Here is a 14,303-nt window from a genome sequence, read left to right on the forward strand (position 1 = left end):
CTACGCAGTGACAGGTGTTGTTGCGTCAACCGCAACCACATGCTGAACAAAAATCCCAGGGGTAACGATGTGTTCAGGATCAAGCTGACCGAGTTCAACCACTTCAGAGACTTGAGCAATGGTGACATCCGCAGCCATGGCCATGATCGGACCAAAGTTACGCGCAGATTTATTAAAAACTAAATTGCCCCAACGATCGCCTTTGTGAGCTTTGATCAAAGCAAAGTCAGCTTTGATTGGATATTCCAGTACATAGTCTTTGCCATCGATATGACGGGTTTCTTTACCTTCTGCCAATAATGTTCCGAAGCCAGTTGGGGTAAATACCGCACCTAGCCCCATACCTGCGGCTTGAATACGGCAAGCGAGATTGCCTTGTGGGACAAGTTCTAATTCGATTTTTCCTGCATGGTAAAGTTCATCGAATACCCATGAATCAGATTGGCGTGGGAAAGAGCAGATGATTTTACGGACTGCACCCGTTTTTAGGAGTTTGGCAAGACCATAATCGCCATTGCCTGCATTGTTATTGACGATCACCAGATCTTTGACACCGAGTTCAATGAGTCCATCGATCAGTTCAGCGGGTTGTCCTGCGGTGCCAAAACCACCAATCATGATGGTTGAACCGTCTTTTATTTGGGATAAAACCTCGGTCAATGAGGTGCTACTCTTATCAATCATCTGCCTACTTCCTGTACGATAAGTCACTCAATCTTTCAGGCCGAAAAGCGAGCCAATGAAGTTGAGTGTTCTGTTCGGATTGCTTGTATTTATTCTTGATAAATTTTGAACGTACTTCTATGCTCTAAAATGTATTTTGTTCGATATATGATTTTTATGTTCGATGATCGAACATTATCCAAGTAAAACAGTCGCCTTTTGATTAGACTAATAACGAGAGATTAAAAAAGACGAATCGGAGTTTCCCCATATGGATCGTGATCAAGAAAAAACTGTTCGATTTATTCATCACAGTGAAAATAAAAAATCAATTCGGCATGAAGACTTTATTGCAGGTATTGCGAAAGGTTTAACCATTTTGGAATGTTTTGGTCCAGAACGACACCGCCTAAACATTAGTACCGCGGCAGAAAAAACGGGCATGACACGTGCCGCTGCTCGACGCCATTTACTTACTTTAGAATACTTAGGCTATTTAGAATTTGATGGACATTATTATTTTTTAGCCCCTAAAATCCTTAAATTTTCAGGTGCTTACTTAGATGGTTCGCCATTGCCTAAGATCTGTCAACCTTTACTCAACTTGCTCACTAATCAGACTTCATTGATTTATTCGGTTATGGTTTTAGATGGCTATGAAGCCATTACGATTGCACGTAGTGCGGCACATCAACAAACCGATCGAGTGAATCCATACGGTCTGCATCTTGGTAATCGACTGCCTGCACATGCCACTTCAGCAGGTAAAATTTTACTTGCGCATCTTGATTTGGATGCACAAAAACAATGGTTGGAAAAATATTCACTGAAACGATTGACCAAATATACACATACCGATAGTGAGGAATTTTTAGCACTTCTACATGAAATTAAAGAACAAGATTGGTGCTACTCATGTGAAGAACATGAGCTTGGCGTACATGCTGTTGCTGTACCGATCTATGACTCGAATGCAGATGTTGTTGCGGCGTTAAATATCGTCTCGCCCACCATGCGTACAACAAAAGATTATTTAATCACTCATATTTTGCCTTTACTGATGGAAACCTCACGTGATTTACGCCAAGTGATCTGATCAATCATCACTCATTCCTCCTAAAGTCACGTACAGCTTTGGGAGCGAGTTTCAAATTTTTATAAAAAACGCTTTTATTTTTATCGAACTTGTTCACATCCTGTTCACATCAACACTTTTAGTATAGATCTTAAAGTGGAATTGGATATTAGATATGGCTCTCTTCAGAACATTAGCAGTTTCAACGCTGACCTTGATTTCATTAGTCGGATGTAAAAGTGTTCCAAGTTATACATCTGATTATCAAAATGCAGATAAACAAATAACAGGGATCACGCTAGACAATGAAAAAGCTCAAATAATTGGTCAACGCTTCGTTACCGCTTTTAATACCTTAGGAACAGATGATTTCGTAATAAATGCAAGTCAACTGTATGCAGATCAGCTTTTTATAAATGACACACTTTCTCAATTTTCCAATAAACAAGATTTAATACAACATTTTGAAGGCATGAATAAACGTGTGAGTAATGTAACTGTCAAACTGGTCAGTGCCACACATCAAAGTGATTCAGCTTATATACATTGGTATATGGCTTATGATTTTAAAATGTTTGGTCGTACTAAATCGATGGCATCCTATGGCATCACCCAAATCAAGATCAATGGTTCAAATCAGATCGTTTTCCAACAAGATTACTGGGATCCTGCCGATGGACTTTTTCGTTCTCTGCCTTATGTCGGCAAAGCTTACTCAATGATTTTACCTTTTAAAAATAACTTAAAATCCAGCTCACCCCAGTAGAAAATCATGGAAATAAATTGAGCACCTTCATGATTAAAGCGAAGGATAGATAGACAACTTAACTTTTAAATATTGAGGTCTGAGATGCATGGTTATTACAGAAATTTATTATTGCTATCGAGTACGCTTTTTTTATTAACGACTGCCTCTCAGAGTTCTGCGAATACGCAATTGTGTAAAAATGCCGCCCTTATCGTCACCAAAAAAGAGGTCGGTAATGTGAGCTATTATGCAGCAGACTGTACACAAAAATGGGAAACGCAAGATATTCAATTAGATTTCTTATACACTCGTGACATTCCTGAATGGGCATTCAAACGTGCGGCAACACATTTCCTCAAGAAAAATATTCCTGACTTTTCAGAAAACTCACCTTTAAATCGAATTACAGCACTGTATAAACCTGTACGAAAAGGTGATCTATATTCATTAAAATATACTCAATCCAATCAAACCCTTTCATTATCTTTAAATCAAAAGCCACTGGGAAAAATCACTGACAATCAAGCCAATCAGTATTTCAAAATTTGGTTTGGAAGTTCTCCATTCAATGCTAAATTAAAGCAACAACTACTAAATCAATAACTTGAATCTAATTATGAACAATCAATTTATTCTGATGGTCGAAGATCACTATGAGCTTGCTGCAACCGTATGCGAGTTTTTAGAAGAACATGGCTTTGTGATCGACCATGCGCGGAATCTTGATGCTGCAAGAAATTTTCTAAAGCATCAACCCTATCATTTGTTATTGCTTGATATTAATTTACCTGATGGATCAGGTTATGATTTATGTGAATGGTTGCGGAATGATCAAGGCAAAGATATTCCTGTGTTGATGCTGACTGCGAGAGATACGCTAGATGATAAATTAAAAGGATTTACTGCTGGTACAGATGACTATCTGGTTAAACCTTTTGATTTTAATGAATTGGTCATGCGCATACGTGCTTTAATCAAACGCTCTCTTGGCGAAGTTTCTTCAAACAAAATTCAGATCCACGATCTTATTCTAGACAGTTCCACTCAGACCGTAACTCGTGCTGGTCAACAAATCGATTTGGCACGCATTCAATTTAAATTATTAAAAATTTTGATGAGAAACTCTCCCAAAGTCATTACCAAACAAGAAATTATTATTGAGCTTTGGGGTGATGAAGAACCTGAAAGTGATGCCTTACGCAGTCATATTTATAATTTACGTAAAATGGTTGATAAACCGTTTCAACAAAAGCTGATTCACACCGTTTCAGGTGTTGGATTAAAGGTCGCATTAGAAGATCACTCAAGTTAGTTCATATAAACAACAACTATTAGACCTGTTGTATTCTCGAGTTGAAGGTGCGGGTGTGTGTTTAAATAGTATTGTCGATCAAACAACTCTACACGCCATCCCAATTGATTACAGAGTTTCTGCACCAGTTGTAATCCAATACCATGCCCTTTTGCTTTAATTTGAAGCTGACTCGCGCTTAACTCTTGTACTTTAGAATCATTTGGCATGTTGATTCCGATACCATTATCAGCGATCACAATACTATTCTTACGTTGAATAATATGAATATGTGTCCCTTGCGAGTAATTCAATGCATTGCGTAAAATATTGCTCAGCACCATCTTGGTCATCGAAGGATAGATAAGTCTTGGAAATTCGTGCGGATCATATTGAACCAAAATTTCAATGCCCTTGGTTTGGCCGACGGACTCGAGATCACCAACCAACTCACTGATAATATTCGATAGACAAATTTGCTCTGCCGTTAAAGTGTTGGTCGTATTCCGCGCGATTGCCAATAAAGTATCAACAAGTAATTGCATATCCTCAATGGTATTCGAAATACGACTTAAAGATTTGTCATTGCCATAACGAGACTGACACAGTTGCACATTTCCCTTTAGGATCGTAAGCGGAGTGCGTAACTCATGGCTCACATCACCAGTAAACTCGCGTTCTCGGTTGATAAAGTCATTCAGTACTTGGTGATATTTTTCTAATGCTTGCTTCAGATATTCAGCCTCCATATTGCCATTGGTACTGATCCCTTGAAACGGAGACGCTTCTTTATTTTGATGCGCCCAGTCAATATGTTCTAAAGCATTTGCCAATCGTGTGATGGGTGAAAAATATCGTCGCGCTCGACGGTTAGACCACCATAAAAAACTATACAACACGATGAGGCTAAACATCAAAGGCGCGAGACCGAACATCCAAACGATTTTATTGACGTTGCTTTCACCAAAAACCAGCAGCACATGCTGCCCTTTTTGTTCGCCATACACCGTCATTCGTTCTTTACCATCAACAAATATCCGATGTACTCCTGCTTTTAAAACTTGATGTTTAAATGCCATTGGTGGTGTTTCAGTTTCCCAACGATAGCCATATAAATTTTTTGTATCAGGCAGATCAGCATTGGGATTACGCTCAATTCGCATCCAATAGTGATCCATTTCTTGTTCAAGGGCAGTTTTTAACAAGGAGCCCTTGATGACCCAAGCACTACAGGCTATTCCGATAATAATCGAAAGTGCGATCAGCCCAATTTGCAACCAATAATGGCGATTAAACATCTCACTGAGTGGATGCGTATTTGCATCATTTTTATTGCGTCTAAACATAGGCTGATCTACTGGCAGATTCTCATTTCATTATACGGCTTTCTTTTTGAACAGGAAGTGACCAACCAACCATTCTTGACCTTGCTCAAAACCAAATAACTCTGCGCAAGCCATGAAGAATATACGCCAACGTTGCCACCACGCCTCAGCATCTTGTGCATACACTTTTGCAAAAAGTGGTTTTAATTGTTCAGCGTTGCGATCCATATTTTCCAGCCAAGCATTGGCAGTTTTTTCATAATGAGTACCTGACCATTGCCAATGCTGTGCAAGTTCTAAATGATCTTGGAAGTGTAAAAAAGTTGAACTTGCCGGCATCAATCCACCTGAGAAAAAGTATCTCGACATCCAGTCATATTCACTTTTGATTTCAAAAGGATAATGTAAAAAACGATGACAAAAAATGTGACACCATAACAATCCATCCGTTTTAAGCCATGATTGAATTTTCTCAAACAGCTTGTGATAGTTTCTGACATGCTCAAACATTTCCACGGAAACTACGCGATCAAATGAATTCTTTGTTAATTCAAGGACATTGACATCACAAGTCATCACTTCAATATTATTTAAATGACGCTTTTCGGCTTCCGCCAAGATATGTTTACGTTGGGTTGCAGAGTTGGACACTGCAGTAATTTTTGCATTGGGATAACGTTCTGCCATCCATAATGTAAATGAACCCCAACCACATCCAAGCTCCAAGATGTGTTGACCATCCTGCAATTGCGCCCGCTCACTATAAATGTGCAGCGAAAATTCTTCTGCATCATCCAAAGTGGTTTTTTCATGTGGAAAAAAACATGCACTGTATTTTAATCTTTTTCCTAAAACAGCCTGAAAAAAAGCAGTTGGCAATTCATAATGTTGCTCATTGGCTTTGTCCGTTTCGATTGCAATTTCACTGTGCTTCAGCATGTTCAGCACATCCATATAACGTTGAGCACCTTGTTCAGGGTCATAGCGCCCTTCTTGAATCAAGCGCTTTTTGCTCAATGCACGGATTGCGGCACGAATCGCCGGATCAGGTACTAGACCGCTCTCAACGAGTTTTAATGATTTTTGAATAATAAAGTCCATGCGCGTACCTACTCTTTGGGTTTCCACGGAATAAACATAGAAGTTCGTTTTTGATAATCGAGATAATTTTGACCTCGATTCTTTAAAGCCTGTTGTTCGCTAAATGGAATACCTGTGATGTAGTACAAGAACAACCACATCAACACTGGATATATCCACAAGCTATATAAACCCGCTGCCAATCCTAAAACTGGATAAGCAAACCAATGTATCCATTCAAAAAAATAATTTGGATGACGTGAATAACGCCATAGCCCTTGATCCATGGTTTTGCCATGATTTTGCGTGTTTTGCTTAAACCGATAAAGTTGTTGATCCGCGATCACCTCACCGATAAAAGCAATTGCCATGATCATGCCCGCAATAATCAGAAAATCATTGCTTTGAACACTCCATACTGCGCTTGGAACATTGAGCAAACTCCACATTGGAATCGTAAACAATATCGCCAAGCCTGCCTGAAACATAAAGAAAGCGAAAAAACCAAGATGTTGATATTTCCCCATCGCACGACGCATATTGGCATAGCGTCGATCTTCTTCATGCTCTGCTAAATAACGGCGTAACAAATGCCAACTCAAACGTAAGAACCAAATTGAACTGAATATTCCAATAAATAACTGGACATTGACTGGGGCAACGTCAACCAACCATGCTGTCATGACGATATTAAGAACAATACAAAAACTCCATGCCACATCAACGATGCCTGCACGATGATTGTATGTTGCCCATAACCAACAAACGGTCATCACCACTGCATCAAGTAAAAACAATTGCCACAACATACTGCCTCCTTAATGCATCAAATAAGTGACTTATTAATACGGACTTGCTTCAAACAAGAGATGCACATCACTGATCACCCCTTCTTTAAAGCCGCCTTCGCAATAACAAAGATAGAAATCCCACATTCGAATAAAGTTTTCATCAAAACCTAGCGCTAAAACTTGCGCTTTGGCATTTAAAAACCGCTCACGCCATTGATGAATGGTTTCCGCATAGCTCAAACCAATATCTTCAAGATGCTTTAAACGTAACTGTTGTTCAGATGCAGCTTGAGTCAACACACTGATACACGGAATAAAACTGCCAGGGAAAATGTAGCGTTTAATATAATCCACGGTATGCAACGCTTTTTTATAACGTGCATCTTCAATCGTGATCGCTTGAATCAAGCCCAAGCCATTGGGTTTTAATAAAGATCTACATTTATTAAAATAGGTCGATAAATATTGCTCGCCCACCGCTTCGATCATCTCGATAGAGACTAATTTGTCGAACTTGCCTTCCAATAAACGATAGTCTTTAAGTTGAACATCTACACGGTGGCTCAAGCCAGCATCTGCAATACGTTTGGTTGCTTCGTCATATTGAGCTTGTGAAATAGTAATGGTGGTGACTTTACAGCCGTAGTGTTGCGCGGCATAAATTGCAAAACCACCCCAACCACTTCCAATCTCAACCAAATGATCCATCGGCTTGAGTTGTAGTTTTTGGCAGATCAACTCTTTTTTATAGTCTGAAGCTTGTTCTAAAGTCATGTCCTTGTGCTGATACACTGCACTGGAATACATCATTGAAGAATCGAGAAATAACTTAAAGAAATCATTGCTCAGATCATAGTGTTCAGCAATATTTTTACGGCTGCCTGTGAGTGAGTTTTTACGGGTTTGATACCACGCTTTTAACGCCAGTTGACTCACTTGAGAAATGACATTTTGGTTGATTTTGTCTAGCACATGACGATTTCTCGCCAATATCTGAATCACTTCTACTAGATGCTCACTGCTCCAATAGCCTTGAATATAGCCTTCAGCCGCGCCGAGCACACCATTTTTAAAAATGAGATTGATTAACTCTTTATTATGAACCTCTATCGTCGCTTCTAAATCTGAAACCTCACCAACAGTGCCATTCCATTCTCCACGAAAATGAATTTGACCATGACGAAGTTTAAGCAAGCTTCGTAGAACCAAAGGCAGTGAATCGTGTTCACCGAAAATTAGCGTTTTCATCATGTTGTTTTAAATCCTTATCTTTTTTAGGATGCCGATAAAAAGGAACTTTCTTTCGCCATAGATGGAATGCTTGTATATAAATTGAAGCTAACATCTTGAAAGGTTCGAAGGCATGATGAATAGCATATCGATTGAGCTGTGAAGGAAGTGTGATGTTCACCAAGTTGAAGCGCATCGTTGCATCAAAAATCATTTTTTGCGACTGATACAGTTGCATATGAATGACATGCTGCACGTCAGAAAAACTAAACTTCCATTTATATTGAATGTCCATTGGCATAAATGGGGAAACATGGAAGCTTTTCTCAAACTCGAACTCTACCGCCTGATATTGGCTATGGTTTTGTAATTTATGTCGGCAATCATGTACATAGACTTTCCGTTCATTCCACGGTGTATTGCTAATCTCAGTTAATATAAAAATAGGTTGTTGCTGCTGATTGAGAACAAAATAAAACACCACCGAATTAAAACTAAAACCAAGCGTTCGCGGTAAAGCCAATACACGAATTTCTGCTTGAGCTGACAAAATGGTATCGGCTTGCTGCAACAGGATTTTTTTTATTTTCTGTCTGATTGTCCCTGTATGCTCTCGAAGAAAATCATCTTCATAAATATTTAAAACATTCCAGCGACCTGTAGAACACAGCCATGATTTGCCCAAGTTTTCCGTTATTTGATCGGGATCAAAGCATAGATAACTCAACGATGCCTCGAAGTGATGTAGTTTGGGCGCAAAACGGCGATGCCTGATTTTTGCTTTTGCGATCGAAAGTGAATCATTAAACATATCATCACTCCCAATATCAATCAGATATCTTCAATAAAGGTTCGACTACACGTTCAGCACTACTTGCTCCGTCTTCATGGAATCCCCATCCCCAATACGCACCACAAAAGGAACTGCGATTTTTGCCATTTAGTTCATGCCAACGTGCTTGTGCTTGGATTGCTTTTTTGTCAAATACAGGATGTCGATAATGACGTTCGACATAAATCTTGTTTTTTGCAATTGGCATATTTGGATTGAGTGTCGAGAACACCTGTGTTTTGCACGGCAGCTTCTGCAAACTGTTCATCCAATAGGTAAATCCATAATGCACATTATTCACTTTAGATTTTTTATTAGACTGATCTTGGGCTGTCACATGCACATGCCAACTCGCCCACTGTGATCGACGTTTTGGCATGATCGAGCTGTCACTGTGTACGACCATAAAATTATCTTGATAATCGAAACAGCCTAATATATCTCGCTCGATTACCGAAGGATTTCGGATCAGCTTTAAAGTGTCATCCGCGTGACTGGCAAACACAACCCAATCAAAAGTTTCCTGATTTTTTTCGGTAATAATCGTAACGGAATCATCAGCTCGTATTACCTGTTGCACTGGGGCATTCTTCCACTGTATGGAAGGACAAGTCGCTCGAATTGCGTGAATATAAGATGCCGACCCACCTTTTACCGTCTGCCATTGCGGTCGATCTTTTAATTGCAACATACGGTGATGTTGAAAAAAACTCACCACAAACTTATAAGGGATTTTGCCCACTTGATCGACAGGACTTGACCAAAGTGCGCCACACATTGGATATAGATGTTCGTGTCTAAACACCTGAGAATAATCATTTCTATTTAAATAGTCTTCAATTGTTAAATCAGCATCACACTCATCTACCGAAACATCTTTATTGTCCTGATAAAAACGAATTAAATCAGACAACATGATCCGAAAGTTTTTATTTAAAAAGTTGTGTGGTCTGGTCAATAGTGACCATTTTTTTGAAGGGTTGTACTGTAGCCCTGTCACCTGATTATTAACTGAAAAACTCATATCACTGCTTTGAGCTTTTACTTGCAATTCAGCAATCATGGCACTGAATAAGGGATAGTTATAATCATTAAACACAATAAAACCGCTATCAACCGCCACGTTTTTATCATCAATCGATAAATCATGCGTATCAGTATGACCACCAAAATAATTTTCTTTCTCAAAGATAGTTACTTGATGCTGTTTAGATAATTTCCACGCAGCATACATGCCTGAAATACCAGAGCCTACGATTGCAATCTTCATCAAGACTCCTTGCTATGAATTTTATTTGAGTTCATTTTGAATTTTTTGAGTTGGTTTTTACGTGCAGTGTAAATACGTTGTGGCACAGGCTTTATCCCCCATATCAGTCCCAGCCAAGACATGACTTTTAAAAGATAATAGGTAATATCTATTTGCCACCAAAAGAAACCCTGTCTGGTACTACCTGCATAATAGTGATGGTTGTTATGCCATCCCTCACCTAATGTGATAATGGATAGGAATAGATTATTTCGACTATTGTCTGGGGTCTCAAAGTCTCGACTGCCATAGAGGTGCGCAAGCGAATTGATACATAAAGTCGCATGGATCAACAAAACAGTTGAAACAACAAAACCCCAAACCAACAACTGTAAACCCGATGTACCTAAGCTTGGATAAGCACCGGCTAACCACTCACCAAAACCGTAAATGGCCAAAGCTGTGATCAACACCACAGGCAAACTAAACCGATCTAGCCACACAATCTCAGGAAATTTAAGCCAGTCTTTGATCACTTCTTTACGGGTAGAAAAATTCTGCTCATTTAAAAACCAACCCACATGACTGTACCAAAACCCATGTTTTGATGAGTGCGGATCATGATCCGTATCGGTATATCGATGGTGATAACGATGATGTGCCGCCCACCATAATGGACCGCGTTGAGCGCTCATTGTGCCAATCAGCACAAAAATAAATTGTACAACTCGTGAGGTTTGAAATGTCTTATGCGATAAATAACGATGGAAAAATGCGGTAATTGCAAACATTCGAATAAAATAGAATATCAGCATGAAAAACACAGCAAACCATGAGACGCCGACCCAAAATACGGCTAAACACGCGAGATGCAATATAATAAATGGTAGAATTCTGAGCCACTGAATTTTGGGATCTTTTGAGGTTTTTGAAGTATCAAACTCATTTGTCTCGGAAGTATGCGTTATCGACCAACTGTCTATCCATCGCAGAAAAAATTTAAGCATTGATTCTTCCTGACCCATCTCTTTTTTATAGTTTTGATTTTAGTTAATTTGACATGAAATTTATGTGAAGCTCGAACGCAATTGATTAAGCTACTCAATGCATCATAGTATAAAATTATTGAATAAGCATATATTTTTGTTGATTTTTTATAAGAACAAACAAGATTGATTTAGACGAAGTATTGAAAAAACAGGATTGATAAATAAAAAGGCGAGTCATACATAACTCGCTTTTCTACCCTACTATCTTTTATTAACTTTTCAGATGAGGATTTTCTGGGATCAAATCATTTTCTAAATGCTCATCAAAGATATCAGTCAGCATACTGTCATAGCGTTTCGCGTTGTATTGCAAGAGCTTTTCTGCTTCGCCTGAGTCAATGAAACCAACCGATACTGCATCCGCAATGTGCTCTTCGAAAGTAAGCCCTTTAAACTGATCTTTGGATTCAGCTTTTTTAAACTTATTCCATAGGGGTTGCACAGTGAGCAGCATTTGGAATGTTGACTCCATTCTTCCCATCACATCATTTTCTTCAGTTGTATAATAAACATGTTTTTTCAACTCTTCTCGGAACGCATGTTCCTGTAAAAGTAATTGAGCAACATCTTGTTTAAGTTGATCCGAAGGTTTTGAAATAGGTCGACCAAATGGGAAACAAATCAATTTCACCAACTGAGCTGCAATCTTGACTGGAAAATTCTCGTAAAATCCGAAAAATGCTTCTTGTGCATTATATAACGCTTTATTTAATGCCAATTCTGCATGCTTCTGTTCAGCCTCAGTTCGTTGACCATTTTCATAATATTTTAAAATCGCAGTTGCGATGAATAAATAAGAATGGATATCAGCCAAACGTCCTGAAAGCATTTCTTTACGTTTTAAATCCCCCGCCAAAATACCGAGAGCCATATCTGCTGTTAAGGCAAAATCTGCACTCATACGGTTGATGATGCTGTAGTAAGGTTTTGAAAATTGATCAGACTGTTTAGAGCCATGATCTGAGCCACCTGTGATGCCAAATGCAACTGCTTTTGCTGCACGGTTGAATGTATAAGCAAGGTGTTTAAACAATAGTGGATTAAATTGTTTTAAGGCAGATGCTTTATCTTTCGATTGCAACAGCTGTAACTCTTCGAATAAATAGGGATGACAGCGCATCGAACCTTGACCAAAAATCATCAAAGAACGTGTCAGAATATTGGCACCCTCAACCGTAATCGCAACTGGAATTGATTGATAAGTCAACGCAAGGAAATTACGCGGCCCAAGTTGAATTGCACGTCCACCTACAACGTCCATACCATGATTAATGACTTTTCTCATCGCTTCAGTGGCATAGTACTTCGCCATCGCGGTCATTACTGCGGGTGTTCCGCCTTGGTTCAAACCACAGGTTACTAAGTAGCGGAATGACTCCAACATATAAGCATCACTGGCAATATCGCTGGTCGCTTCTTGCACACCTTCGAACTGCCCAACAGACACTTTGAACTGCTGACGAACACTGGCAAAAGCACCGACCAACAGATAACTCATTTCACCCGCAGCTGTTGCCAATGCAGGCAGTGAAATACCACGACCAACACCTAAACATTCCATCAGCATACGCCAGCCTTTACCTGCATTTTGCTGACCACCAATAATCCAATCGATCGGGATAAAAATATCTGTTCCTTCAACAGTACCATTCATAAATGGTGCACCGGGATTGTGCCTTGCTCCAATTTTTATGCCTTCGTGACTTGCAGGAATTAAGGCACAGGTAATGCCATATTCGACTTTGCTTTTGTCCCCTAACAAGCCATCTGGATCATGGAGTTTAAACGCCAAACCAATGACAGTTGCAATCGGTGCAAGTGTGATCCAGCGCTTGGAAAAATTCATTTTCAGACCAAGGACTTCTTGACCTTGATATGTTCCATAACACACCACACCTGTATCTGGAATCGCGCCCGCATCTGAACCTGCTTCTGGACTGGTTAAACCAAAACATGGTACTTCCGTTCCGTTTGCTAAACCGGGCAAATAACGCTGCTTCTGTGCTTCTGTTCCATAATGCAGCAACAACTCACCGGGACCCAGTGAGTTTGGAACCATACAACTCACGGCAGCCGTCAATGAACGCGAAGCAATCTTGCTCATAATTCGGCTTTGTGCAAAAGGCGAGAATTCTTTGCCCCCAAATGACTTGGGAATAATTAACCCTAAAAAACCTTTATCTTTGACGAATTGCCAAACTTCAGACGGCAAGTCTTTATCTTGGTGATGAATTTTCCATTCATCTAGCATTGAGCACAATTGCTGCACTTCATTATCTATAAATGATTGTTCTTCTACTGAAAGCTGAGGATAAGGATACTCATCAAATTTTTCCCAGTCGGGAGAACCCATGAATAATTCCTTTTCCCACCAGCTTGTGCCTGCTTCTAACGCCTCTCTTTCTGTGCTGCTCATACTTGGCATCGCTTTGGAGAGTATGTTGAAAGCGGGACGACTAATAAGGGCTTCACGCAAGGAAGGAATGAGTAAAATCACACTCATTATGATGATCGGTAATCCAATCAATAAACTCCACGGTGTAATAAAAACACTACACAGGATAGCGATGAGAATAGAAAGAATACTACCGGTTGTTCGATTGAGTTCGAAATAAAATACAGCCCACAGTATAACAAACTGAATCAACAAGCTAAGCAATATCAATAGTAGAGTCATGGTTGCTCCTTTGCCTTGAACTTGAACTGAGAAAAATGAAGTCTAATTAATTAACGTTATGTTTGAATCTGGTCTTAAATGAGTAAAATAGAATTTAGTCTTAAGTGAGTGAAGAAGGAGTGAAATTTTATTGTACAGAGAGTTTTTTTATTTTCCCTATAAGCTACCAAACATTACATAATTCTTGCAAAACAAAACCTAAGTAAAAAATAGTAATTATTTTAATAGCTCATCTGTGATGCAATTTTATATCAACAGATTTATTTAAAGCACAAACAAAAAAATATAATAAA

At 39.2% G+C, this 14,303-nt stretch carries 13 protein-coding genes; 4 read left to right on the plus strand and 9 right to left on the minus strand.

Going from position 1 to position 14,303, the window contains the following annotated elements; all coding sequences use genetic code 11:
* On the minus strand, positions 1 to 684 hold the full coding sequence (locus EAH57_RS10530; RefSeq protein ID WP_121930019.1) for a 3-oxoacid CoA-transferase subunit A: 684 nt from the start codon (positions 682 to 684) through the stop codon (positions 1 to 3).
* 250 nt (positions 685 to 934) lie between these two features.
* On the opposite strand from EAH57_RS10530, the gene pcaU reads away from it, so the two are divergent.
* From pcaU to EAH57_RS10550, 4 genes are all read left to right on the plus strand, one after another.
* Positions 935 to 1,759 (plus strand): IclR family transcriptional regulator PcaU, encoded by an 825-nt coding sequence (gene pcaU, locus EAH57_RS10535; RefSeq protein ID WP_121930020.1) that lies wholly within the window; start codon positions 935 to 937, stop codon positions 1,757 to 1,759.
* A 154-nt stretch (positions 1,760 to 1,913) separates the two neighbouring features.
* The gene (locus EAH57_RS10540; RefSeq protein WP_121930021.1) at positions 1,914 to 2,504 is read left to right on the plus strand and encodes a nuclear transport factor 2 family protein; all 591 of its coding nucleotides are present in this window, start codon (positions 1,914 to 1,916) and stop codon (positions 2,502 to 2,504) included.
* Between the two features lie 84 nt (positions 2,505 to 2,588).
* Positions 2,589 to 3,089 (plus strand): chalcone isomerase family protein, encoded by a 501-nt coding sequence (locus EAH57_RS10545; protein ID WP_121930022.1) that lies wholly within the window; start codon positions 2,589 to 2,591, stop codon positions 3,087 to 3,089.
* A gap of 13 nt (positions 3,090 to 3,102) precedes the next feature.
* Positions 3,103 to 3,798 (plus strand): response regulator transcription factor, encoded by a 696-nt coding sequence (locus EAH57_RS10550; RefSeq protein WP_004671802.1) that lies wholly within the window; start codon positions 3,103 to 3,105, stop codon positions 3,796 to 3,798.
* On the opposite strand, the gene EAH57_RS10555 is transcribed toward EAH57_RS10550, so the two are convergent.
* The 8 genes from EAH57_RS10555 to EAH57_RS10590 all read right to left on the minus strand — a co-directional run bounded on the left by EAH57_RS10555 (position 3,795) and on the right by EAH57_RS10590 (position 14,010).
* Positions 3,795 to 5,123 carry a sensor histidine kinase gene (locus EAH57_RS10555; RefSeq protein ID WP_121930023.1) on the minus strand — a complete coding sequence of 443 codons (1,329 nt, stop codon included), beginning with the start codon at positions 5,121 to 5,123 and terminating at the stop codon, positions 3,795 to 3,797. The genes EAH57_RS10550 and EAH57_RS10555 overlap by 4 nt on opposite strands.
* Before the next feature lie 30 nt (positions 5,124 to 5,153).
* A complete protein-coding gene (locus tag EAH57_RS10560; RefSeq protein ID WP_121930024.1) occupies positions 5,154 to 6,203 on the minus strand; it encodes an SAM-dependent methyltransferase in 1,050 nt (349 codons plus the stop codon).
* An 8-nt stretch (positions 6,204 to 6,211) separates the two neighbouring features.
* Positions 6,212 to 6,991, minus strand: a complete 780-nt coding sequence (locus EAH57_RS10565; protein ID WP_121930025.1) for a DUF1295 domain-containing protein — start codon at positions 6,989 to 6,991, stop codon at positions 6,212 to 6,214.
* Positions 6,992 to 7,024: 33 nt separating this feature from the next.
* Positions 7,025 to 8,224, minus strand: coding sequence for an SAM-dependent methyltransferase (locus EAH57_RS10570; RefSeq protein ID WP_121930026.1), 1,200 nt, complete (start codon positions 8,222 to 8,224; stop codon positions 7,025 to 7,027).
* Entirely contained in the window at positions 8,199 to 9,014 is an 816-nt protein-coding gene (locus EAH57_RS10575) for a DUF1365 domain-containing protein (protein WP_121930027.1), read from the minus strand. Before EAH57_RS10575 ends, EAH57_RS10570 begins: the two co-directional genes overlap by 26 nt.
* Before the next feature lie 16 nt (positions 9,015 to 9,030).
* On the minus strand, positions 9,031 to 10,305 hold the full coding sequence (locus EAH57_RS10580) for an NAD(P)/FAD-dependent oxidoreductase (RefSeq protein ID WP_121930028.1): 1,275 nt from the start codon (positions 10,303 to 10,305) through the stop codon (positions 9,031 to 9,033).
* A complete protein-coding gene (locus EAH57_RS10585; protein ID WP_121930041.1) occupies positions 10,305 to 11,291 on the minus strand; it encodes an acyl-CoA desaturase in 987 nt (328 codons plus the stop codon). The genes EAH57_RS10580 and EAH57_RS10585 overlap by 1 nt, the downstream gene beginning before the upstream one ends.
* A 253-nt stretch (positions 11,292 to 11,544) precedes the next feature.
* Positions 11,545 to 14,010 (minus strand): acyl-CoA dehydrogenase, encoded by a 2,466-nt coding sequence (locus EAH57_RS10590; protein ID WP_121930029.1) that lies wholly within the window; start codon positions 14,008 to 14,010, stop codon positions 11,545 to 11,547.
* Between the last annotated feature and the right edge of the window lie 293 nt (positions 14,011 to 14,303).

Origin of the sequence: Acinetobacter sp. 2JN-4 (assembly GCF_003687745.1) — a bacterium.
Taxonomy (GTDB): domain Bacteria; phylum Pseudomonadota; class Gammaproteobacteria; order Pseudomonadales; family Moraxellaceae; genus Acinetobacter; species Acinetobacter halotolerans.

What these genes read in the sequence shown, in the direction of transcription:
- EAH57_RS10530 (WP_121930019.1), bottom strand. Translation starts at nt 684, where the DNA reads ATGATTGATAAGAGTAGCACCTCATTGACCGAGGTTTTATCCCAAATA.
- pcaU (WP_121930020.1), top strand. Translation starts at nt 935, where the DNA reads ATGGATCGTGATCAAGAAAAAACTGTTCGATTTATTCATCACAGTGAA.
- EAH57_RS10540 (WP_121930021.1), top strand. Translation starts at nt 1,914, where the DNA reads ATGGCTCTCTTCAGAACATTAGCAGTTTCAACGCTGACCTTGATTTCA.
- EAH57_RS10545 (WP_121930022.1), top strand. Translation starts at nt 2,589, where the DNA reads ATGCATGGTTATTACAGAAATTTATTATTGCTATCGAGTACGCTTTTT.
- EAH57_RS10550 (WP_004671802.1), top strand. Translation starts at nt 3,103, where the DNA reads ATGAACAATCAATTTATTCTGATGGTCGAAGATCACTATGAGCTTGCT.
- EAH57_RS10555 (WP_121930023.1), bottom strand. Translation starts at nt 5,123, where the DNA reads ATGTTTAGACGCAATAAAAATGATGCAAATACGCATCCACTCAGTGAG.
- EAH57_RS10560 (WP_121930024.1), bottom strand. Translation starts at nt 6,203, where the DNA reads ATGGACTTTATTATTCAAAAATCATTAAAACTCGTTGAGAGCGGTCTA.
- EAH57_RS10565 (WP_121930025.1), bottom strand. Translation starts at nt 6,991, where the DNA reads ATGTTGTGGCAATTGTTTTTACTTGATGCAGTGGTGATGACCGTTTGT.
- EAH57_RS10570 (WP_121930026.1), bottom strand. Translation starts at nt 8,224, where the DNA reads ATGATGAAAACGCTAATTTTCGGTGAACACGATTCACTGCCTTTGGTT.
- EAH57_RS10575 (WP_121930027.1), bottom strand. Translation starts at nt 9,014, where the DNA reads ATGTTTAATGATTCACTTTCGATCGCAAAAGCAAAAATCAGGCATCGC.
- EAH57_RS10580 (WP_121930028.1), bottom strand. Translation starts at nt 10,305, where the DNA reads ATGAAGATTGCAATCGTAGGCTCTGGTATTTCAGGCATGTATGCTGCG.
- EAH57_RS10585 (WP_121930041.1), bottom strand. Translation starts at nt 11,291, where the DNA reads ATGCTTAAATTTTTTCTGCGATGGATAGACAGTTGGTCGATAACGCAT.
- EAH57_RS10590 (WP_121930029.1), bottom strand. Translation starts at nt 14,010, where the DNA reads ATGACTCTACTATTGATATTGCTTAGCTTGTTGATTCAGTTTGTTATA.